Source organism: Mesorhizobium sp. M0410 (assembly GCF_040321435.1).
Classification (GTDB): domain Bacteria; phylum Pseudomonadota; class Alphaproteobacteria; order Rhizobiales; family Rhizobiaceae; genus Mesorhizobium.
Map to the genome: position 1 here is coordinate 47,451 of NZ_JAMYRN010000004.1, position 17,677 is coordinate 65,127.

20 protein-coding genes are annotated in these 17,677 nt (G+C 63.6%); 11 read left to right on the forward strand and 9 right to left on the reverse strand.

The genetic code is table 11. The features are described 5' to 3' along the window. Positions 1 to 3 precede the first annotated feature (3 nt). The 4 genes from NKI63_RS06250 to NKI63_RS06265 are packed head-to-tail and all read left to right on the forward strand — an operon-like array spanning position 4 to position 2,823. Entirely contained in the window at positions 4 to 903 is a 900-nt protein-coding gene (locus tag NKI63_RS06250; protein WP_352690828.1) for an MBL fold metallo-hydrolase, read from the forward strand. A gap of 48 nt (positions 904 to 951) precedes the next feature. Further along, entirely contained in the window at positions 952 to 1,974 is a 1,023-nt protein-coding gene (locus NKI63_RS06255) for a fumarylacetoacetate hydrolase family protein (protein WP_352509910.1), read from the forward strand. After that, the gene (locus NKI63_RS06260) at positions 1,971 to 2,264 is read left to right on the forward strand and encodes a hypothetical protein (RefSeq protein WP_352690829.1); all 294 of its coding nucleotides are present in this window, start codon (positions 1,971 to 1,973) and stop codon (positions 2,262 to 2,264) included. Before NKI63_RS06255 ends, NKI63_RS06260 begins: the two co-directional genes overlap by 4 nt. Positions 2,265 to 2,268: 4 nt before the next feature. After that, positions 2,269 to 2,823 carry a DinB family protein gene (locus NKI63_RS06265; protein WP_352690831.1) on the forward strand — a complete coding sequence of 185 codons (555 nt, stop codon included), beginning with the start codon at positions 2,269 to 2,271 and terminating at the stop codon, positions 2,821 to 2,823. On the opposite strand, the gene NKI63_RS06270 is transcribed toward NKI63_RS06265, so the two are convergent. The 3 genes from NKI63_RS06270 to hppD form a co-directional block, all read right to left on the reverse strand. Further along, positions 2,824 to 3,201 carry a type II toxin-antitoxin system VapC family toxin gene (locus tag NKI63_RS06270; RefSeq protein ID WP_352509908.1) on the reverse strand — a complete coding sequence of 126 codons (378 nt, stop codon included), beginning with the start codon at positions 3,199 to 3,201 and terminating at the stop codon, positions 2,824 to 2,826. After that, positions 3,198 to 3,422: a type II toxin-antitoxin system Phd/YefM family antitoxin gene (locus tag NKI63_RS06275; RefSeq protein WP_254817725.1), complete on the reverse strand. Its 225-nt coding sequence runs from the start codon at positions 3,420 to 3,422 to the stop codon at positions 3,198 to 3,200. The genes NKI63_RS06270 and NKI63_RS06275 overlap by 4 nt, the downstream gene beginning before the upstream one ends. Before the next feature lie 68 nt (positions 3,423 to 3,490). Further along, on the reverse strand, positions 3,491 to 4,606 hold the full coding sequence (gene hppD / locus NKI63_RS06280; protein WP_352509906.1) for a 4-hydroxyphenylpyruvate dioxygenase: 1,116 nt from the start codon (positions 4,604 to 4,606) through the stop codon (positions 3,491 to 3,493). Between the two features lie 153 nt (positions 4,607 to 4,759). On the opposite strand from hppD, the gene NKI63_RS06285 reads away from it, so the two are divergent. Beyond that, positions 4,760 to 5,227, forward strand: coding sequence for an Lrp/AsnC family transcriptional regulator (locus tag NKI63_RS06285; RefSeq protein ID WP_254817488.1), 468 nt, complete (start codon positions 4,760 to 4,762; stop codon positions 5,225 to 5,227). A gap of 9 nt (positions 5,228 to 5,236) precedes the next feature. Here the strand turns inward: NKI63_RS06285 and NKI63_RS06290 are convergent, their stop codons facing one another. From NKI63_RS06290 to aztA, 4 genes are all read right to left on the reverse strand, one after another. Then, positions 5,237 to 5,575, reverse strand: coding sequence for a protein tyrosine phosphatase family protein (locus NKI63_RS06290; RefSeq protein WP_352509905.1), 339 nt, complete (start codon positions 5,573 to 5,575; stop codon positions 5,237 to 5,239). Between the two features lie 182 nt (positions 5,576 to 5,757). After that, positions 5,758 to 6,699 (reverse strand): zinc ABC transporter substrate-binding protein AztC, encoded by a 942-nt coding sequence (gene aztC, locus NKI63_RS06295; protein ID WP_352509903.1) that lies wholly within the window; start codon positions 6,697 to 6,699, stop codon positions 5,758 to 5,760. A 22-nt stretch (positions 6,700 to 6,721) separates the two neighbouring features. After that, positions 6,722 to 7,597 carry a zinc ABC transporter permease AztB gene (aztB, locus tag NKI63_RS06300; protein ID WP_254817491.1) on the reverse strand — a complete coding sequence of 292 codons (876 nt, stop codon included), beginning with the start codon at positions 7,595 to 7,597 and terminating at the stop codon, positions 6,722 to 6,724. After that, on the reverse strand, positions 7,597 to 8,409 hold the full coding sequence (gene aztA, locus NKI63_RS06305; RefSeq protein WP_352509901.1) for a zinc ABC transporter ATP-binding protein AztA: 813 nt from the start codon (positions 8,407 to 8,409) through the stop codon (positions 7,597 to 7,599). The genes aztB and aztA overlap by 1 nt, the downstream gene beginning before the upstream one ends. 212 nt (positions 8,410 to 8,621) lie before the next feature. Here aztA and NKI63_RS06310 point away from each other — a divergent pair, with 212 nt between their 5' ends. Continuing rightward, positions 8,622 to 8,966 (forward strand): RidA family protein, encoded by a 345-nt coding sequence (locus NKI63_RS06310; protein WP_023674415.1) that lies wholly within the window; start codon positions 8,622 to 8,624, stop codon positions 8,964 to 8,966. A 176-nt stretch (positions 8,967 to 9,142) separates the two neighbouring features. Here the strand turns inward: NKI63_RS06310 and hutC are convergent, their stop codons facing one another. Together hutC and NKI63_RS06320 are read right to left on the reverse strand one after the other, a co-directional pair. Then, entirely contained in the window at positions 9,143 to 9,904 is a 762-nt protein-coding gene (gene hutC, locus NKI63_RS06315; RefSeq protein WP_352506564.1) for a histidine utilization transcriptional repressor HutC, read from the reverse strand. After that, positions 9,901 to 11,253 (reverse strand): formimidoylglutamate deiminase, encoded by a 1,353-nt coding sequence (locus tag NKI63_RS06320; protein WP_352689432.1) that lies wholly within the window; start codon positions 11,251 to 11,253, stop codon positions 9,901 to 9,903. Before NKI63_RS06320 ends, hutC begins: the two co-directional genes overlap by 4 nt. Before the next feature lie 98 nt (positions 11,254 to 11,351). Between NKI63_RS06320 and hutI the strand changes: the two genes are divergently transcribed. The 5 genes from hutI (at position 11,352) to NKI63_RS06345 (ending at position 17,658) form a co-directional block, all read left to right on the forward strand. Further along, positions 11,352 to 12,587 (forward strand): imidazolonepropionase, encoded by a 1,236-nt coding sequence (gene hutI, locus NKI63_RS06325; protein WP_352820756.1) that lies wholly within the window; start codon positions 11,352 to 11,354, stop codon positions 12,585 to 12,587. Further along, the gene (gene hutH / locus NKI63_RS06330; RefSeq protein ID WP_352689430.1) at positions 12,584 to 14,119 is read left to right on the forward strand and encodes a histidine ammonia-lyase; all 1,536 of its coding nucleotides are present in this window, start codon (positions 12,584 to 12,586) and stop codon (positions 14,117 to 14,119) included. The genes hutI and hutH overlap by 4 nt, the downstream gene beginning before the upstream one ends. A gap of 421 nt (positions 14,120 to 14,540) precedes the next feature. Then, entirely contained in the window at positions 14,541 to 15,359 is an 819-nt protein-coding gene (gene hutG, locus NKI63_RS06335) for an N-formylglutamate deformylase (RefSeq protein WP_352689429.1), read from the forward strand. Positions 15,360 to 15,391: 32 nt separating this feature from the next. Beyond that, the gene (hutU, locus tag NKI63_RS06340) at positions 15,392 to 17,062 is read left to right on the forward strand and encodes a urocanate hydratase (RefSeq protein WP_352820758.1); all 1,671 of its coding nucleotides are present in this window, start codon (positions 15,392 to 15,394) and stop codon (positions 17,060 to 17,062) included. A gap of 8 nt (positions 17,063 to 17,070) precedes the next feature. Continuing rightward, positions 17,071 to 17,658, forward strand: coding sequence for a HutD/Ves family protein (locus tag NKI63_RS06345; RefSeq protein ID WP_352689427.1), 588 nt, complete (start codon positions 17,071 to 17,073; stop codon positions 17,656 to 17,658). Positions 17,659 to 17,677: the final 19 nt, after the last annotated feature.

The following is a 17,677-nucleotide window of genomic DNA, read 5'->3' on the forward strand; positions in this document are numbered from 1 at the left end:
CGCGTGACGGATCGTCTGGTCCTTCTTGGCTCGAAGGGTGGTCCCGCGCTGCGGCCGGGCGGGCCGTGGCCGAGTTCGTCACTGCTGGAGATTGGCGGCCGCACCCTTGTCGTCGATTGCGGGCTGGGCGTAACGCGCGGGCTGACCGATGCCGGCATCAGCCTGAAGGCGCTCGACCTGATCTTCATCACGCATTTGCATTCCGACCATGTGCTCGAACTCGGACCATTGATCCACACCGCGTGGACGGCCGGCCTGGCAACAAAGGCCACCGTATTCGGCCCGCCCGGCACCGCCTATTATTGGCAACGCTTTTGCCAGGCGATGGAGTTCGACATCGAGATCCGCATCGCCGATGAAGGGCGGCCGGATCTCCGCGACCTGGTCTCGATCGTCGAGTTTGGTGAAGGCCAGGTGGCGGAAGAGCGCGGCCTCAAAATATCGGCCTTGCGCGTCGACCACCCGCCGGTGACGGACTGCTTTGCGCTGCGCTTCGACCATGCGGGGCAAAGCATCGTCTTCTCGTCGGATACGGCGTTCTTTCCGCCATTGGCGGATTTCGCCCAAGGCGCCGACGTCCTGGTCCACGAGGCCATGCTGGAAGAGGGTATCGAGCGGCTGGTCGCGAAGACCGGCAACGGCGCAAGGCTGAGGGAACACCTGCTTGCCAGCCATAGCTTTGCCGAGGAAGCGGGCCGCATCGCCAGTGATGCAGGCGTCAAAAGACTCGTCCTCAACCATCTCATTCCCGCCGACGATCCCGAGATCGGCGAGGCCGACTGGATTGCCGCCGTCAGGAAAACATGGGCCGGCGACTTGACGATCGCACGCGACGGCCTTGTTGTGGAGCTGGAGCATGATCCCGAAAAGTGGAAACCGGTTTTCGGAAGAGATCATGCGTAGAACAAAAAATCAAAGCAGCACCAAAGCTGCGCCAGGAGAGGAAACCGCATGAAGCTTGCCACATTGAAGGATGGGACGCGCGACGGAAAGCTTGTCGTCGTCTCGCGCGACCTGACACGGTTCACCGATGCTTCGTTTCTGGTGCAGACGCTGCAGGCCGCGCTTGACGACTGGCTTCGGATCGCGCCGCATCTCGCTGCCATGGCTGAATCGCTAGAGAATAATGCGGTGCCGTCGGCTCGCTTTCACGAGCACGACGCCCATTCGCCGCTGCCGCGCGCCTACCAATGGGCCGATGGCTCGGCCTATGTGAACCATGTCGAACTGGTGCGGAAAGCGCGCGGCGCCGAGATGCCGGCAAGCTTCTGGACCGATCCGCTGATCTACCAGGGCGGCTCGGACGCTTTCCTCGCACCGCGGGACCCAATCCGCATGACCGACGAGACCCTTGGCATCGACATGGAAGGAGAGGTCGCGGTCATAGTTGACGATGTGCCGATGGGCGCAAGCCTCGAAGAGGCGCGGGCAGCGATCCGCTTGGTCATGCTGGTCAACGATGTGACGCTGCGCGGCCTGACCGGACCCGAGCTTGCCAAGGGGTTCGGCTTCTACCAGTCGAAACCGTCATCGGCCTTTTCGCCGGTAGCGGTGACGCCGGAAGAGCTGGGCGATGCCTGGGACGGCGGCAAGGTCAGCCTGCCGCTGCTGGTCGATCTCAACAGCAAGCCGTTCGGCCGGGCGAACGCCGGCATCGACATGACCTTCGACTTTCCGGCGCTGATTGTTCACGCCGCAAAAACGCGACCGTTGGCCGCCGGCACCATCGTCGGTTCGGGCACCGTCTCCAACAAGCTCGACGGCGGGCCGGGCAAGCCTGTCTCGGCAGGCGGCGCCGGCTATTCCTGTATCGCCGAGTTGCGGATGATCGAGACTATTGAGGCCGGCGGACCGAAAACGCCCTTCCTGCGCTTTGGCGATACCGTGCGCATCGAGATGAAGGACAGAGGCGGGCATTCGATCTTCGGCGCCATCGAGCAGAAGGTCGAGAAATACGACGGGGCAAGAGAATGACGGGCGAGACGTTCTACCTGCTGTGCGGTGTCTGGGCCCTTGTCATGCTGGCGATCTTCATCCTGGCGGTCCGCCTGAGCTACCGCATCGAGGCGCGCTCGCCCGGCCTGACCAACCGCAGCGGCTTTCCGCGCAAGGCGATGATGTTCCATACCGTCACCAACACCAACGTCGCACGGGACCAGGAAACGCAAGCCATGCGGCGGCACATGATCCGGCTTCTGCTGATCGTCATCGCCGGATTCGTGCTCATGTGGGCGGGCCTGTCTTTGGTCCGGTCAGCGGCGTGAAGTCATGGACCTGCTGAACCATTTCCGCCGCATGGCAGCTAACAATCTGTGGTCCAACGACCGGCTCTATCGTGCCGTGCTGCAGCTTGAGCCCGGCGAATTCGAAGCTGAAAGGATAAGCTTCTTCCCATCGATCAAGGCAACGCTGAACCACATTCTCGCGGTCGATCACCTCTATCTCGATTTTCTCGAAGAGAGCGGCGTCGGCGCCGCCGCCCATGACGATTTTGTGCCGTTCAATGATGCCAAGGCGCTTTTTGTTGAACAGGCGGAGGCCGATCGGCGGCTGATCGCCTTTTGCGACCGCCTGTCGGCGGACGATCTCGGGCGCCGCGTTCTCACCGACCGGCGCGAGGACGGCATGCTACCGGAGCGGATCGGCGATTTGCTCGCCCATCTCTTCATCCACGACATCCATCATCGCGGCCAGGTGCACGCGATGCTGTCCGGCACCTCGGTGAAACCGCCGCAACTCGACGAGTTCTTCCTCGATTACGATGTGAAACTCAGGAAAGCGGAGGTTGAGCGGCTGGGCTTGCGAGACCAACTGCTTGGATAATCATGCCAAAGCCACATCGTAACGGGCGAAATGCGGGTCGGATGTCAGGATGGTGAGGTTCTCCACTTGCGCCTGCGCAATCAGAAGCCTGTCGAACGGATCACCATGGTGGTGGGGTAGGCCGCCGACGGCGTTCGCGTGCTGGAAGGTTACGGCGAGCGGCTGAAATTGCATCCTTGGAAGCAGCGTTGGCAGATCGTCCGGCGCATTAAGTTTTCTGATCGAACGTTTGATGGCAATTTCCCAGATGCTTGCCGCGCTCGCGAACACCACCGCTTCCGAAGCCAGAATAACGCGGTGGTGCTCGCTGAGACGTCGATCGTCCGAAATCGACCAGAGGATGATGTGTGTGTCGGCGAGAAACGGGCCGACCGTCATTTCACGTACTCATCCCACTCGGGACCGAGTTCATCAAAATCGTCCGCAATCCAGATCTTGCCCTTCAATGCGCCGATACGCGGCAGGGGTTCGGCCACTGCCGGAGCTACGATACGCGCCGCCACCTTGCCGTGGCGTGTGAGCACGATCTCCTCGCCGGCTTCCGCGCGGCTGACGAGTTCCGACAATTTGGCCTTGGCTTCGGCAATAGAAACATTCATGACTCGATCCTTATGACCATAATTTAGGTCATAATTGATCAAACCACAAGACACCTCGGCCGAGCTGGCTACGCTGCCTTGCCGTCCACCCTCAGCACGCCGCGCTTGATCTGGTCCTGCTCGATCGATTCGAACAAAGCGCGGAAATTGCCCTCGCCAAAGCCTTCGTCGCCCTTTCTCTGGATGAATTCGAAGAAGATCGGCCCGATGACGGTTTTCGAAAAAATCTGCAGCAGGATCTTGGTCGTGCCGCCGTCGACCACGCCTTCGCCGTCGATCAGGATGCCGTGCTTCTTCATACGCTCGATCGGCTCATCGTGGCCGTTCACGCGAGCATGGGACATGTCGTAATAGGTCTCCGGCGGACCCGGCATGAACTTCAGGCCGTTTTCGGCCAGCCGGTCGGTGGCGTCGTAAATGTTGTCGGTACCGACGGCGATGTGCTGGATGCCCTCGCCATTATACTTTTTCAGATATTCGGCGATCTGGCTGGTCTCGTCCTTGGACTCGTTGAGCGGGATGCGGATCTTGCCGCACGGCGAGGTGATGGCGCGGCTGACCAGGCCGGTGATCTTGCCGTCGATGTCGAAGAAATGGATCTGCTTAAAGCCGAACAGGTCGCGGTAGAAATCCCACCATTTGTCCATCTGGCCGCGATAGACATTGTGGGTGAGGTGGTCGAGATAGTAGAAGCCGACGCCTTCCGGCCTGGGGTTGCGCTCGCCCAGCCAGTCGAACTCGGCGTCGTAAGCCGACCCCTTCTCGCCGTAGGCTTCGATGAAATAGAGCAGCGATCCGCCGATCCCGACGATCGCCGGCACATCGAGCGTCTTGTCGTTGCCTTCATAGGGCGTCGCGCCCCTGGCTACCGCATGGTCGAAGGCATGCCTGGCATCGACCACCCGCCACGCCATTGAGGCGGCGCAAGGGCCGTGCTTGTCGACGAATTTCATGGCATGCGAGCCGGGTTCGGCATTGACGACATAATTGATGTCGCCTTGCCGCCAGACGGTAATGTTCTTGCTGCGGTGCCTGGCGACCGGCACATAGCCCATACGGGTGAACAGTTCGGCGAGCTTTTCTGGCTCGGCATGCGCGAATTCGACGAATTCGAAGCCGTCGGTGCCGGCGGGATTGGTTTTGCTGATCTTGGCGGGCGGTGCGTCGTGCGGGAAGGGACCCATGGCATTGCTCCGAAATCTGGCCTGAAATCTGGCCTTGGCCGCGTCGGCCATATCTGAGCGCAATCATAGCGCGGAGCGAGTGCAAATTGCTTGCATTCAAACGCTTAAAATGGTCTGATTATGCGCGAGTTGTGCACTGCGGAGCCGAAATTCATGGATGAGGCGCGCATCGACCAGTTTGACCGCAAGATAATGGCTCTGCTGCAGGGCGATGCACGCCTGACCAACAACGACCTCTCGGAACGGGTGAACCTGTCCGCTTCGCAATGCTCGCGCCGTCGCCAGCGGCTGGAGGAGGACGGCTATATCAAAGGCTACCGGGCGGTGCTCGACCGCGACAAGCTCGGCTTTTCCCTTGTCAACGTCATCTCGGTGACGCTTGCCACTCACAACCGCGACAATGCGCGGCGTTTCGGCGAATTGGTGGCGCGGCTGCCGCAAGTGCAGGAAGCGCACGCGCTGACGGGCGAGATGGACTATATATTGAAAGTGGTGACGCCCGACCTGAAGTCGCTGTCGGAATTCGTCAACAGCGTGCTGCTGCCGCACGAATCCGTGCAGCACGTGAAGACGGCGATCGTGCTGGAGACGCTGAAGGAAACCGGCGCGCTACCGATCTGAGGGCGAATGTCACCCCTTCGACTGCTGGATCAGCCCATAAAGATTGGTGCAGCGGGCGCCGGAACGGCAGTAAGCGAAGACCGGGCCTTCAAGTTCCTCAAGCGCCTCGGCCTGGTCCTCGACATTCTCGGCCGTGATCTGGCCGCTGATGACGGGGATGTAGCGGAAGGCGAGCCCGGCGCCCTCGACCGCCGCCTTGACGGTGTCGGCCGATGGCTGGCCGGGCTGCTCATCGTCCGGCCGGTTGCAGATCACGCTTCTGAAGCCGGCGGCCTTGATGGTCGCGACGTCCTCGGGCTGGATCTGGCCCGAGACCGAATAGTCCTCGCTGATCTGTCGGTATTCCATGGCGGTGTCCTCGCAATCTGGTTAGCGGCAGTCTTGCCACTCCCTGACCCGGTCGGCAATCCGCGCGAAAAGAAATCCATCCGCGCAGATAGAGATTTCGATGCCGGAAATCCAGCCGGACAGCGCCGCGTGTGCTTGGATGCGCCATACGCCAGCCCGGCTGGATGTACGAGGTCGATCGCTCAGCTGCCGAGGATCGCGCCTTTGATCTGGGCGATGTTGTTGCGCATCAGGTCGATATAGGTCGCGGCCGGGCCGTCGGGCTGCGACAGCGCATCGGAATAGAGCGTGCCGCCCACCTTGATGCCGGTCTCGCTGGCGATCTGCTCGATCAGCCGCGGATTGGTGATGTTCTCGACGAAGATCGCCGCCGCCTTGTCCTGCTTCACCTGGCTGACCAGCTTGGCCACGTCGGCGGCGGAAGGCTCCGACTCGGTCGACACGCCTTCCGGGGCCAGGAAGGTCAAGCCATAGGCCTTCTCGAAATAGCCGAAGGCATCATGCGAGGTGATGACGACGCGCTTCTCTTGCGGGATCGACTGGATCGCCGCCTGCACTTCGCCCTCGAGCGCATCGAGCTTTTGCGTATAGGCGGCTGCATTGGCCTTGTAGCTGTCGCAACCCGCAGCGTCGGCCGTGCAAAAGGCGTCGGCGATGTTCTTCACATAGATCTTGGCGTTGGCGATCGACTGGAAGGCGTGCGGATCGGTGACCGTCTTGCCGCCATCGGTTTCCGCGCCTTCGGCGGCGTCGGCCTCGGCGAATTCGGGTTTGAAATTGATGGGCGTGACCCCCTTGGTCAGCACGGCAATCGAAGCCTTGGTAGCGCTGGCGTCGACCAGGCGCTGCAGAAAACCTTCGAAATGCAGGCCGTTGACCAGCACGATGTCGGCCTTGGCCATGGCCACCGCATCGGCAGGGCTCGGCTCGTAGACGTGGGCGTCGCCGTCCGGCCCGACGATGGTGGTCAGATCGATGCGGTCGCCGCCGACATTCTTGGCGAAATCGGCGATGATGGTGAAGCTGGCGACCACTTTCAACGGCTCAGCAAAGGCCGACGAAGCGCCAAGGGCGGTTAATGTTATAACGCTCACGGCCAACGCGGTGCGGATCGATTTCAGCATGGACAGTTTCTCCTTGTTGGGATCAGGCAGTTCTGTGGCGGTGATGGACGATGCGGGCGCGCAGGATGCCGCGCGTGCCGAACAGGATCGAGGCGAAATAGACGACGCCGGCGGACAGGATGATGGCCGGGCCGGAGGGCAGTGACGCATGGTAGGACAACAGCAGCCCGGCAATGCAGGAGGCAAAGCCGATCACTGTGGCCAACACGCACATCGGCTCGACGCGCGACGTCCAGAAGCGGGCCGCCGCCGCCGGCAGCATCATCAGCCCGACCGACAGCAAGGTGCCGAGCGCCTGGAAACCACCCACGAGATTGAGCACGACGAGGCCGAGAAAGATGAAATGCACCGGGCTGCCCATCCGGCTGACCGAGCGCAGGAACAAAGGGTCGAGGCATTCGGCGACCAGCGCCCGCCAGAAGATGGCGAGGCTGGCCAGCGTCACCACGACGATGCCGCCGATCAGCGTCAGCGCCTCGTTGTTGAGCGCCAATACGGTGCCGAACAGCACATGCATGAGATCGACGCTGGAACCGCGGATCGACACCATAAGCACGCCGATGGCCAGCGAAATCAGATAGAAGGCCGCCATCGAGGCATCCTCGCGCTGGATGGTGAAGCGCGAGACGGCGCCGGCGCCGAGCGCCACGATGATGCCGGCGATCAGTCCGCCGATAGTCATCGGCAGGATTTCCAGGCCATAGAACAGGAAGCCTGCGGCAGCACCCGGCAGGATGGCATGCGCCATGGCGTCGCCGGACAGGCTCATGCGCCGCAGCATCAGGAAAACGCCGACCGGGCAGGCGCCGAGCGACAGCATCATCGAACCGGCGAGCGCCCGCTGCATGAAGGCGTAGTCGGCGAACGGAGCGACGAACAGACCGTAGAGCACGTCCATCACGCCGCCGTCGGCCCGGGGCCGTGATGATGGTCATGGTCATGGCCGTGTTCGTGGCCACTGTGCTGGTGATCATGCTCGCTGGGCTCACACCATGGCGCGTTATCCTCCCAGGCCTCGTGGAAGCGACGCGCACGCAACAAATTCTCCGGCCGCAGCGTCTCCCTGGTCTCTCCCCAAGCGATCGGCTGGCGCGCCAGCAGCAGTGTTTCGGGGAAATTCTGCCGCACCAGATCGAGATCGTGGACCACAACCATGATCGTGCGCTCCTCGCCGTGCCAGCGCTTGATCAGCGCGATCAGGTCACCGACCGTCTTGGCATCGACGGCGTTGAACGGCTCGTCGAGCAGGATGAGCTCGGCATCCTGCAACAGCACGCGGGCAAACAGCGTGCGCTGCAGCTGGCCGCCCGACAACGTGTCGATCGGGCGCTTCTCGAAACCGCCGAGGCCGACGGCCATCAGCGCCTCGCTGACCGAGTCGCGATCTTCCCTTGTATAACGGCCGAGCATGCCGCGCCGCGGCCATAGGCCAAGTGAAACCAGGTCGACGACACGGGCCGGAAAGGAACGGTCGAGCTCCGATTGCTGCGGCAGATAGGCGGCGCGCACGCCGGGCGCCCGGATCACCGCACCGGCCATCGGCTTCAGGACGCCGACAATGCCCTTCATCAGCGTCGACTTGCCGGAGCCGTTGGCGCCGACGACCGCCGTCAACGACCCCTTGCGGATCGTACCATCGAGGTGGTGGATCGCTGGGTGGCTGTTGTAGCCCAGCGTCAGGTCGCGGAAGGTCAGGCAGGTTTGGCTCATGTGACGATCCATGGGGCGACGATCGGTGGTGCAGGGGCGGATTCGATATGTGATGTTATTACATTAGTCAACAAGCCAATCGGGCGGAATTGCGGCCGGGCCGTCATGTTGTGTGCATTGGCTTGGCTCAAGAAGTTCCGCTCGAGCGGCCTTGCTCCCGGCGAACCCGGCCCCTAAACAGGCGCAGCTGACAAGAGGAGAAGGAATATCCAATGAGCATTCGTCGCATCGATGTAGGCCCACGCATGAGCCAGATCGTCATCCACGGCAACACCGTCTATCTGGCCGGTCAGGTCGGCAAGCCGGGCGGAAACGTCGGTGCCCAGACCAGGGACATTCTGGCGGCGATCGACGAATTGCTGGCCAAGGCCGGCACCGACAAAACCAAGATCCTGCAGGCGATCATCTGGCTGGCCGACATGAGCACCTTTGCCGAGATGAACGCGGAATGGGACAAATGGGTGCCGCAGGGCAACACGCCGGCCCGCGCCACGGGCGAAGCGAAACTTGCCGGACCGGAATATCTGGTCGAGATCATTGTTACCGCGGCGATTTGAGAATGCGGCTCTAACCCTCCCCCTCGAGGGGAGGGTCGGCGAGTAGTCGAAGCGAAGCGGAGACTGCGAGACGGGGTGGGGTCGGCGAGGTTGCTCCGACCCCACCCCGCGTCACAAAATGCCGCCGCGCGGCAATTTGCTCCGCGACCCTCCCCTCAAGGGGGAGGGTTAGGAGCTCACCCCTGCGATGGCGTGAACCTTGCCACGAGAGTGTGGTTCTCTGCCGCATAGGTGAACCGGACATGGGTGACGGGGTGCTCGGCGCTCCATGTCCGCCGCTCGATCACCAGGCAGGGCGCGCCGGTCTCGATGTCGAGCGCCGCCGCGATGTGCTTTTCGGCGGCAACCGCGCGAATGCGATGCTCGGCGGCACTCCACGGCACGCGCCCGATCAGCCACGGACCGGGAGCGGTCTCGAAAAACGCCTCTTCGGCGGCTTCCGGCACGGCAGCCAGGTTGATCAGCCGCTGCTCGTGGGCAAACGGCCGCTTGCCGGCGAAATGCAGGCATTCCAGCGCCAGCACCGGCCCGGCGACGTCGAGTTCCAGCAGGGCTCGGTCGTCGGCGCTGCTGCGCCTTCCGCTTCGCGCCATGCGCTCATAGCGGTAGGGCAAGCCAAGTGCCTCGACCTCGATCCGGATGTCGTGGATTTCGAGAACGGCCGCCTGCGATTGCGGCCGGCGGACAAAGCTGCCCGAACGACGCCGGCGCTCGATCAGCCCGGCCTTGGCCAGTTGCGACAGCGCCTTGTTCACTGTCATGCGCGAACAATTGTATTCGGCCGTCAGTTCATGCTCGAACGGAATGCGGTGGCCGGGCGCCCAGGCACCCGACAGGATCCGTTCGCTGATGTCCGACAGGATGCGCTGGTGCAGCGAAAGAACCTCGCCGCCGTCCGCGCTTCCAGAATCCGCGCTTATTGTCGCGATCATACTCATGCCGAAAGCGCCGTCATCACCTTGCGGAACCGCTCGGCGATAGCATCGCGCCTGGCATGCATGCCGCCGCTGACCAGTTTCTTGCCATGCACCCAGACGCAATCGATCTTGGTGCCGTTGGCAAAAATCCAGGCGTCAAGGATTGTATCGCCCGTCTTGCCGGCCAGCGATGGATGCTTGCCGTCGAGCGAGACGAAATCGGCCGGGGCACCTGCTGCGATCTGCGAGGGGCCGGCGCCCAACGCGGCACTGCCACCATCGAGCGCTGCATCGAACAAAGCACGGCCGGTCGAGCCACCGGCCACCGCCAGCACGTTGCGGGCGCGGTGGGCGAGGCGCTGCGAATATTCGAGCTGCCGCAACTCGTCCGGCAGGCCGATCAGGACGTTTGAATCCGAGCCGATGCCAAAGCGGCCGCCATGCTGCATGAACAAGGACGCGGCAAACGTGCCGTCGCCGAGATTGGCCTCGGTGATCGGACAAAGGCCGGCAACGGCGCCGCTTTTCGCCATTTGCACCGTCTCTGTGTCGGTCATGTGGGTGGCGTGGATGAGACACCAGCGCCGGTCGACCTTGGCATTGGCAAGCAGCCACTCGACCGGCCGCGCCCCGGACCAGGCAAGGCAGTCCTCGACCTCCTTCATCTGCTCGGCGACGTGGATGTGGATGGGCCCCTCCGGCGCCATCACCGTGATGTTTTCCAGTTCCTCCGGTGTCACGGCACGCAGGCTGTGCGGGGCGACGCCGACAACGCCTTGATTCAAGCTGCGAACGGATTCGCGGCATTTCTCAACAAGCCGCGAGAACTGGTTCACATTGTTGATGAACCGCCGCTGGCCTTCATTTGGCGCAGCGCCGCCGAAAGAGGAATGCGCGTAGAACACCGGCAACAGCGTCAGCCCGATGCCGGTCTCGGACGCTGCGGCAATGATGCGCTCCGCCATCTCGGCGATGTTGGCATAGGGCCGGCCGTCGCGGTCGTGGTGTAAATAGTGAAACTCGCCGACACGCGAGAACCCGGCCTCCAGCATCTCGACATAGAGCTGGGCCGCGACCGCCTCGACCTGGTCCGGCGTCATCGACAGCGCGAAACGGTACATCACCTCGCGCCAGCTCCAGAAACTGTCGGCGGAAGGCCCGCGCAATTCGGCAAGCCCGGCCATGCCGCGCTGGAAGGCGTGGCTGTGCAGGTTCGGCATGCCGGATAGAAGGATGGCCTGGCGCTCGTCGCCAGGCAGGAGCGAGGTATTCGCCTCGACCGTGGCGATCCTGCCGTCGGAGATGACGATCCGTACATTGCTGTGCCAGCCGTCGGGCAGAAGTGCCTGTTCCGCAAAGATTGCCGTCACGTTTTTCTCCAAATCCCGGCCTGCCATGCGATGATAGCGCTTGCAGTGCTTTTTGATATGTATATACATAATGACTCCCGATTGAAACGGAAAAGATGATGGCTGCAGAGAACAAAAGCCGGGCAGGGGAGGTTCGCCTCTGGCGCAATGCGCGCCTCGCGACCATGGCCGATAGCAGCGCCGGGTCAGGCGTCGTCGAGCACGGTGCAATCGCCGTGCGCAATGGCCGGATTGTCTATGCCGGGCCAGAAGCCGACATGCCGGCAGCGCTCCGCGAAAACGCCGAGGCGATCGACTGCGACGGTCGCTGGATAACGCCTGGCCTGATCGACTGCCACACTCATCTGGTCCATGCCGGCAACCGTGCCAATGAATTCGAGATGCGGCTGGCCGGCGCCACCTATGAGGAGGTTGCCAAGGCCGGCGGCGGCATCGTTTCCTCGGTTAAGGCACTGCGCGCGGCCAGCGAGGACGAGCTGGTCGCCCAGTCGCTGCCGCGCCTCGATGCGCTGATCGCCGAAGGCGTCACCACAGTCGAGATCAAATCCGGCTACGGTCTCGACCTCGAAAACGAGAAGAAGTCGTTGCGCGCCGCGCGACGGCTGGGCGGTGAGCGGCCGGTGACGGTCAGGACCACTTTCCTCGGCGCCCATGCGCTGCCGCCCGAAGCAAAAGGCGACAAGGATGCCTTTATCGATCTTGTCGCCAACGAGATTTTGCCGGCCATCGCTGCCGAGGGCCTGGCCGATGCCGTCGACGGTTTTTGCGAAGGCATTGCATTGTGGCCGGAGCAGATCGCCCGCGTGTTCGATGCCGCGAAGACGGCGGGCCTGCCGGTCAAGCTCCATGCGGACCAGCTATCCAATCTGCACGGCGCGGAACTTGCGGCGCGCTATGGTGCGCTGTCGGCCGACCACCTCGAATATACCGACGAGGCCGGTGCGGCGGCGATGGCGAAGGCAGGATCCGTGGCGACCATCCTGCCCGGCGCCTACTACTTCATCCGCGAGACCAAGAAGCCGCCGATCGTCCTGTTTCGCCAGCATGGCGTCAGGATGGCCGTTGCCACCGATAACAATCCCGGCACGTCGCCGCTGACCTCGCTGCTGCTGACCATGAACATGGCGGCGACGTTGTTCGGCCTGACGGTCGATGAATGCCTTGCCGGCGTCACGCGCGAGGCTGCCCGCGCGCTCGGGCTGCTTGGACAGACCGGTACGCTGGAGGCCGGAAAATCCGCCGATCTGGCGATCTGGGACGTCGAACGCCCGGCCGAACTCGTCTACCGCATGGGCTTCAACCCGCTGCATGCCCGCATCTGGAGGGGACAATGACCGAACTCAAGCTAAGGCCAGGCAATGCCACGCTGGCCGATTGGCGCGCCATCTATCGCGGCGCCGCACTGAGGCTCGACGATGCCTGCCGGCCGAAGATCAAGGCCAGCGCCGAGGCCGTCGCCAGGATCGTTGCCAAAGGCGAGCCGGTCTATGGCATCAACACCGGCTTCGGCAAGCTGGCCAGTGTTCGCATCCCCGCCGCCGACCTCGAGACGCTGCAGCGAAACATCGTATTGTCGCATGCCGCCGGCGTCGGCGAGCCGATGCCCATCGCAATTTGCCGGCTGATGATGGCGCTGAAGCTGGCCAGCCTGGCACAGGGCGCCTCCGGCGTGCGGCCGCGAACCATCGAACTGCTTGAGGCGATGCTGGCCAACGATGTTATTCCCGTGGTGCCGGCGCAAGGCTCGGTTGGCGCTTCCGGCGACCTTGCGCCGCTATCGCACATGACCGCGGTGATGATCGGCGTCGGCGAGTGCTTTACCCCGCATGGCCGCTTTCCCGCCAAGGTCGCCTTCGTTTCGCACGGCCTGGAGCCGGTGATACTGGGCGCCAAGGAAGGCCTGGCGCTGCTCAACGGCACCCAGTTCTCGACCGCGTATGCGCTTGCCGCTTTGTTCGAAGCGGAGGTGCTCTACCAGTCGGCACTGGTCGCCGGCGCGCTGTCGACCGATGCCGCCAAAGGCTCCGACGCTCCGTTCGATCCACGCATCCATCTGCTCCGGAAACATCGCGGCCAGATCGAGACGGCCGAGGCGTTGCGCAATTTGATGGCCGGCAGCGCCATCCGTGAATCGCACCGCGTCGGCGACGAGCGCGTGCAGGATCCGTATTGCCTGCGCTGCCAGCCGCAGGTGATGGGCGCAGCACTCGACGTGCTCCGCAAGGCCGCGGACACGCTCGCCACCGAGGCCAACGGCGTCACCGACAATCCGCTGATCTTTGCCGAGGACGACTCCGCACTTTCGGGTGGCAATTTCCACGCCGAGCCCGTGGCCTTCGCCGCCGACATGATCGCGCTCGCCGTCTGCGAAATCGGCTCGCTGTCGGAGCGGCGCATCGCCATGCTGGTCGACCCGGCGCTGTCGGGCATGCCGGCTTTTCTCACGCCCAAGCCGGGTTTGAATTCCGGTTTCATGATCCCTCAGGTCACCGCCGCGGCACTGGTTTCTGAAAACAAGCAAAAAGCCTATCCGGCCAGCGTCGATTCGATCCCGACCTCGGCCAATCAGGAAGACCATGTCTCGATGGCGGCGCATGGGGCGCGCCGGCTCATCGGCATGGTCGAGAATGCGACGGCCGTCATCGGCATCGAATTGCTGGCCGCCGCACAGGGCTGCGATTTCCATGCGCCTCTGGCCTCGAGCGCGGCACTGGAGGCGGTGCGCCGGCTGGTCAGGGCAGAGGTGCCGCATCTCGACAACGACCGCCATTTCCACCCGGACATGGAGAAGGCCATCGCCATGGTACGCAGCGGCGCGGCGGTGGAAGCGGCAAGCGCGGTGAAGCTGCCGGGCGTGACGTCGTGAAGCCGTCGTCGCTGCGTTACGCCGGCATGGGTCGTGTTCCGTCGCGCCCCCCTCTGTCCTGCCGGACATCTCCCCCTCCAGGGGGGAGATTGGCAGCTTCGGGGACTGCGCCCTTTCTGCACCCTACGAGATTGGCGAAAGTAGAGATGATAGCCAATCTCCCCCCTGGAGGGGGAGATGTCCGGCAGGACAGAGGGGGGCGCTGTCCCGCCAACCTCAGCCCGGCAACACCGAAACTTTCAAGGCCAGAAACAAAAAACCCGCCTCGAGGGCGGGTCGTCGGGCTGAATCAGCACCATAGGCAAATTAGTAGCATAGCTGCCGGCACAAAGCAAGAACAAAATACGTCGCAACCGACAAAAAGCGAGATCGGTGTTCAAAGACGGTCGCAAAGTTGCGTTCTGTCGCGTGGAGACTTCCGATGACTTCACCCTCCTGGCTCACGGTCACCCAAGGCACGGCACCCTTGCTGGTTTCGATCCCGCATACCGGCATCGATCTCGCCGGCCTCGACAGCCGGCTAATCTCGCCCTGGCTCGGCCGCCGTGACGCCGACTGGTGGATCGACAAGCTTTATGACTTCGCAGAAGACCTCGGCGCGACCGTTGTGCATACGGCGATTTCTCGCACCGTCATCGACGTCAACCGCGATCCGTCCGGCGCCTCGCTCTATCCCGGCCAGACGACGACTGGGCTCTGTCCGACCGAGACCTTTGACGGCGATCCACTCTACCGCAAAGGTGAAGAGCCGGGACCGTCTGAGATCGACGGTCGCCGCGAGAAGTTCTTCCTGCCCTATCATGCCGCGCTGCAGGCCGAGGTCGACAGGCTGCACGCTTTGCATGGGAAGATCGTCGTCTATGACTGCCATTCGATCCGTTCGGTGCTGCCGCGCCTATTCGAAGGCAAATTACCGGTCTTCAATCTCGGCACCAACGACGGCAAGAGCGCCGATCCGACGCTGCAGGAGAAAGTCAGGCAGATTCTGGGCGAAACCGGCGAGAGCTTCGTCGTCAATGGCCGCTTCAAGGGCGGCTGGATCACGCGCCATTTCGGCCAGCCGCAAAACGGCGTCCACGCGCTGCAGATGGAGCTGTCCAACCGCGGCTATCTGCGCGAGCCCGAAGGCAAGGGCATGCCCGGCAATTGGCCGGTGCCTTACGATGCCGAATTCGCGGCGCCAATCCGCGTCACGCTGAGAAAGATCCTGGAAACCGCGATCGCCTGGGCCGAGCGCTGACGCGCGGCGCGCTTCATTCGAAAGGGACAATCATGACCGATCCTCGCCACAACATCCGTGAAGTGCGCAGCCCGCGCGGCAGCGAGCTCAACGCCCGCACCTGGCTGACGGAAGCGCCGTTGCGCATGCTGATGAACAATCTCGACCCAGAGGTCGCCGAAAACCCCAACGAGTTGGTCGTCTATGGCGGCATCGGCCGGGCGGCGCGCACCTGGAACGATTTCGACCGCATCGTTGCCTCGCTGAAGACGCTCGGCGACGACGAGACGCTGTTGGTGCAATCCGGCAAGCCGGTCGGCGTGTTCCGCACTCATCCTGACGCCCCGCGCGTGCTGATCGCCAATTCCAACCTGGTGCCGCACTGGGCGACATGGGAGAAATTCAACGAGCTCGATAGAAAGGGCCTGATGATGTACGGCCAGATGACGGCCGGCTCGTGGATCTACATCGGCACGCAGGGCATCGTGCAGGGCACCTATGAGACCTTCGTCGAGGCCGGCCGCCAGCACTATGGCGGCAATCTCAGGGGCAAGTGGATACTGACCGGCGGCCTTGGCGGCATGGGCGGTGCCCAGCCGCTCGCCGCGGTCATGGCCGGCGCCTGCTGCCTGGCCGTCGAATGCGATCCCGACCGCATCGATTTCCGGCTGCGCACCCGTTACGTCGACGAACGCGCCGACACGCTCGACGAGGCTCTGGAAAAGATCGAGCGCTGGACCAAAGCCGGTGAGGCGAAATCGGTCGGCCTCGTCGGCAACACCGCCGACATCCTGCCGGAACTGGTGCGGCGCGGCGTGCGCCCCGACATCGTCACCGACCAGACCTCGGCGCATGACCCGCTCAACGGCTATCTGCCCAAGGGCTGGTCGCTGGCCGAGTGGCGCGAGAAGCGCAGCAGCGACCCGAAGGCCGTCGAAAGAGCTGCCCGCGCGTCGATGCGCGAGCACGTCGAGGCGATGGTGGCGTTCTGGAACGCCGGCGTGCCGACGCTCGATTACGGCAACAACATCCGCCAGGTGGCGAAGGAGGAGGGCTTCGAGAATGCTTTTGCCTTCCCAGGTTTCGTGCCGGCCTATATCCGTCCGCTGTTTTGCCGCGGCATCGGCCCGTTCCGCTGGGCAGCGCTTTCCGGCGACCCCGCGGATATCTACAAGACCGACGCCAAAGTGCGCGAACTCACGCCCGGCAACACCCATCTGCACAATTGGCTCGACATGGCGCGCGAGCGCATCGCCTTCCAGGGCCTGCCGGCGCGCATTTGCTGGGTTGGGCTCGGCGATCGCCATCGGCTCGGCCTCGCCTTCAACGAGATGGTCGCCAGGGGCGAACTGAAGGCACCGGTGGTCATCGGCCGCGATCACCTCGATTCCGGCTCGGTCGCCTCGCCGAACCGCGAGACGGAGGCAATGAAGGACGGCTCGGATGCCGTCTCCGACTGGCCGCTGCTCAACGCCCTGCTCAACACCGCGTCCGGCGCCACCTGGGTGTCGCTGCACCATGGCGGCGGCGTCGGCATGGGCTTTTCGCAGCATGCCGGCATGGTCATCGTCGCCGATGGCACGCCCGAGGCGGCGAAGCGCCTGGAGCGGGTTCTGTGGAACGACCCGGCGACCGGCGTGATGCGCCACGCCGATGCCGGCTATGACATCGCGATCGAGTGCGCCAGGGAGAACCAGCTCAACCTGCCCGGCATTTTGGACTGAGCCGCGCCTTGCGCATCCTTCGGGCAGCCGAATACCGGTCGATGCCGTGGAAGAACGGCGGCGGGGTGACGACGGAGATTGTCGTGTCGCCGCCAGGTGCCGGGCTCGACGATTTCGACTGGCGTGTCTCGATGGCGCTGGTCGAGGGCAGCGGCCCGTTCTCCGGCTTCGATGGCGTCGACCGGACCTTGGCCTTGCTGGAAGGCGAGGGCATGGTCCTCGATATCGCCGGCCGGCCGCCGGTCGAAATCACCAAGGCTTCCGCACCGCTTGCCTTTCCGGGCGACGTGCCGACGCAAGCTACGCTGATCGCCGGCCCGATCATCGACCTCAACGTCATGACCCGCCGCGCCTGGGCGACCCACACGGTCGAGCGCCTGCTGATTTCGGCTCCGACGGAGATCCAGGCCGAGGCCGATGAAACACTTATTCTGTGCGTCGACGGCGAACTCAGCGTGGCCGGCGCGGCGCCCATGCAACTTGGGCCGCTCGACGCGCTGTTGCTCGGGGCGCAAGCGCCGGAACTGCGCCTGGATGCGGTCCGGCCGGCGATGCTGTTCGTGATCCGCATCGACCGCACTGCCGGCAACGATTAACGTCTGTTTCCAAACATGA

What these genes read in the sequence shown, in the direction of transcription:
- hutH (WP_352689430.1), top strand. Translation starts at nt 12,584, where the DNA reads ATGACCGAACTCAAGCTAAGGCCAGGCAATGCCACGCTGGCCGATTGG.
- hutG (WP_352689429.1), top strand. Translation starts at nt 14,541, where the DNA reads ATGACTTCACCCTCCTGGCTCACGGTCACCCAAGGCACGGCACCCTTG.
- NKI63_RS06285 (WP_254817488.1), top strand. Translation starts at nt 4,760, where the DNA reads ATGGATGAGGCGCGCATCGACCAGTTTGACCGCAAGATAATGGCTCTG.
- hutI (WP_352820756.1), top strand. Translation starts at nt 11,352, where the DNA reads ATGGCTGCAGAGAACAAAAGCCGGGCAGGGGAGGTTCGCCTCTGGCGC.
- aztA (WP_352509901.1), bottom strand. Translation starts at nt 8,409, where the DNA reads ATGAGCCAAACCTGCCTGACCTTCCGCGACCTGACGCTGGGCTACAAC.
- hutC (WP_352506564.1), bottom strand. Translation starts at nt 9,904, where the DNA reads ATGAGTATGATCGCGACAATAAGCGCGGATTCTGGAAGCGCGGACGGC.
- aztB (WP_254817491.1), bottom strand. Translation starts at nt 7,597, where the DNA reads ATGGACGTGCTCTACGGTCTGTTCGTCGCTCCGTTCGCCGACTACGCC.
- hppD (WP_352509906.1), bottom strand. Translation starts at nt 4,606, where the DNA reads ATGGGTCCCTTCCCGCACGACGCACCGCCCGCCAAGATCAGCAAAACC.
- NKI63_RS06270 (WP_352509908.1), bottom strand. Translation starts at nt 3,201, where the DNA reads ATGACGGTCGGCCCGTTTCTCGCCGACACACACATCATCCTCTGGTCG.
- NKI63_RS06255 (WP_352509910.1), top strand. Translation starts at nt 952, where the DNA reads ATGAAGCTTGCCACATTGAAGGATGGGACGCGCGACGGAAAGCTTGTC.
- NKI63_RS06275 (WP_254817725.1), bottom strand. Translation starts at nt 3,422, where the DNA reads ATGAATGTTTCTATTGCCGAAGCCAAGGCCAAATTGTCGGAACTCGTC.
- NKI63_RS06260 (WP_352690829.1), top strand. Translation starts at nt 1,971, where the DNA reads ATGACGGGCGAGACGTTCTACCTGCTGTGCGGTGTCTGGGCCCTTGTC.
- NKI63_RS06290 (WP_352509905.1), bottom strand. Translation starts at nt 5,575, where the DNA reads ATGGAATACCGACAGATCAGCGAGGACTATTCGGTCTCGGGCCAGATC.
- aztC (WP_352509903.1), bottom strand. Translation starts at nt 6,699, where the DNA reads ATGCTGAAATCGATCCGCACCGCGTTGGCCGTGAGCGTTATAACATTA.
- NKI63_RS06310 (WP_023674415.1), top strand. Translation starts at nt 8,622, where the DNA reads ATGAGCATTCGTCGCATCGATGTAGGCCCACGCATGAGCCAGATCGTC.
- hutU (WP_352820758.1), top strand. Translation starts at nt 15,392, where the DNA reads ATGACCGATCCTCGCCACAACATCCGTGAAGTGCGCAGCCCGCGCGGC.
- NKI63_RS06265 (WP_352690831.1), top strand. Translation starts at nt 2,269, where the DNA reads ATGGACCTGCTGAACCATTTCCGCCGCATGGCAGCTAACAATCTGTGG.